The organism is Fibrobacter sp. (assembly GCA_012523595.1).
GTDB lineage: Bacteria > Fibrobacterota > Chitinivibrionia > Chitinivibrionales > Chitinispirillaceae > JAAYIG01.
In genome coordinates, this window is record JAAYIG010000152.1 from 1 (window position 1) to 2338 (window position 2338).

Here is a 2338-nt window from a genome sequence, read left to right on the forward strand (position 1 = left end):
CCGTATATCGGATGTTTAACTGTGATCTGAAAGGATTCGGAGAAAGCGATTTGATGGAATACCTAAATGAGAGGAGATCCTTTCCCAATTCTTCTCTGTAAGATTCATCGGCTGCCACAATCAATCTGTACTCCACACTTTTTGCTGCCACAGTGACAGTACCGCTTTTCTGCCATTTTCCACTTTGTTGATCGAGCAGCAGAACACTTGTATTATCAGGGAGATTGCCTGACTCCTGAAGCTGATATGAGATCGAAACAGGTCTGGAGCTCCTGTTTTCAAAAGCCATTTCCTGTGTTAAACCACCTTTATACTGATTGCCAATGAAATGACCGTATCGCTTGTTTTCTTTTCGGTTATAAAGCACGACCCTCTGTTCGGAAAGTGAAGGTGGAACCGGATACCATCTTGCAGAACCGGAAGGATTATACCCGAAGAAAACCCTGGAAAGCGGTGTCCCGCTCTCTGCCTTAAAAACAGCCTTAACACTCCATCCGCTTTGTTTTTTCTTCCCCAGGGGCCTCTGAGGAGACATTGAAGCCGGAATGGGTGGAATCTTTAATTCCGCCTTACTGTCTCCGGAATTGTAAACAGTAAAGGCATTGATCTCACTGAGATCCAGGACAACATTGAGGTCCTGCATCTCTTCAATACCGGGCACAAAAAGCCCCTCAGAACGGAATCTGCGGGTTAAGCTATCCTTTACCCATGAATAGAACTGCATGTCTTCCGATCCGATACTGTTCTCTAAAATATCCGCCAGCCGTATCGGAAAGGCAAACGGCAGACTGATATCAGTCCATTCTCCTGGAGCAAGTTCTATTTTGAAAGGTTCCTTTAAGGAAACAGTAGTCCCGGAACCGAAATGAAGCGGTCTTTTTCTCAATGTTTTTATCCAGATGGTCTGTCCAGGGATAAATCCGAATTTCTCCTGTGCATCAGCCGAATACTCGACAAATTCTCCTTTGTCTCCTTCCCACTTAAACATACGCATGAAGCGGTTATCATAGGAGACATTTTCAAATTCCGAAAGTCGGGCAATCACATATTCCGGTCCTGAGGAATCGAGATCGGCTGTAACTGAAAGCGGGTACCATTCCATGCTGGATGTGGTGCATGGATCAGAAATATCTCTTCTTACTTTCCTTGATACATTGACAGTATCTGTGTGTGCACCATCAGATACAATCAGTAATGCTCTTAAACCGCTCAGATCACCTACTGCCTCACCGGGAACCTTCATCTGCAGGTCTTTTGACTTGCCATTTAACTGGCCTGAGATGGATTTCAGGAGGGAATCTTCTCCTCTGCCATAGACATAATTCCAGTAAGTATTGAAAATATTGTCCCGTACTGTAAAAGTGTCATTTACAATGGTATTCGGCAGACAGACCGCTTCTGTATCACTTTTAACCTCTATGACCGGAGGAAGTGTATCGATGAGCAATAGAAACGGATACTTTAGAACCGATGTTTTGGTGTAAACTATCTTATTTAAAGAATCTACCCGGGATCCATGCTCAACAAGGAGTACTCCGGCACTGTCACGATACATGCGCACATCACCTGGTGCAAAACCTGATGGAAGCGGCAAATAGGAAATACCCACATAGAATTCCGGAAAAGAATCTTTGTTTCCAAATACAAAAGACATTCCGGTCTTAACCACTCCCTCATAGTTTTCGGATACTTTAATTGCGAAAAGAGTATCATGTCTGATTTCCTTACCGGTAAAAGTCGAGTCTTTCCACAGTATAATGCTGCCGTTAAAGGCCTTTACAGTGTCAAAAAGCACTTTCGGATTAAAAAATGATACCGCCTCTTTTGCTGAATCCGAATAGACATTGATATAATCGGTTTTAATAACAGAATCGATTCCATCGGGACCTGCGATTGTCAGTTTTACAGTATAAAGACCTGCTTTCGAATACTCATGTACCGGATCCTTTTTATCGCTTGTCGTCCCGTCACCAAAGTTCCACTGCCAGGAGTCTATCACACCTTTAGATGTATCAGTAAATTTTACGGCTAACGGGTAAAAACCGTTCCTGGGTGATGCTGTGAATCCTGCAGATAGAGTTTCTGCAGAAATACTAACAGAAACCTGGACCTTCCCGTTTCGTGAACTCAGTTCATACTGGTATCCATCGGGCACTGTACCAAAGACAAGTCCACTGTCAATCAGTTCTCCGCTGTATGTAAGAATTGTATATGTTCCGGGCTTGAAACCTGCAATCTGTCTGATATTAAGTATTCCATCAAGCACCAGCTTCACAGTCTCAACAGTATCACTTTTCTCTCCCAGATCAAACCTTAAATTTGAACCGCTGTAAAGAAC

General features: G+C 43.4%; 1 protein-coding gene. It reads right to left on the reverse strand.

From position 1 onward, the window contains the following. On the reverse strand, positions 1-2338 hold a 2338-nt coding region (locus GX089_10300; GenBank protein NLP02875.1), incomplete at both ends, for a PKD domain-containing protein.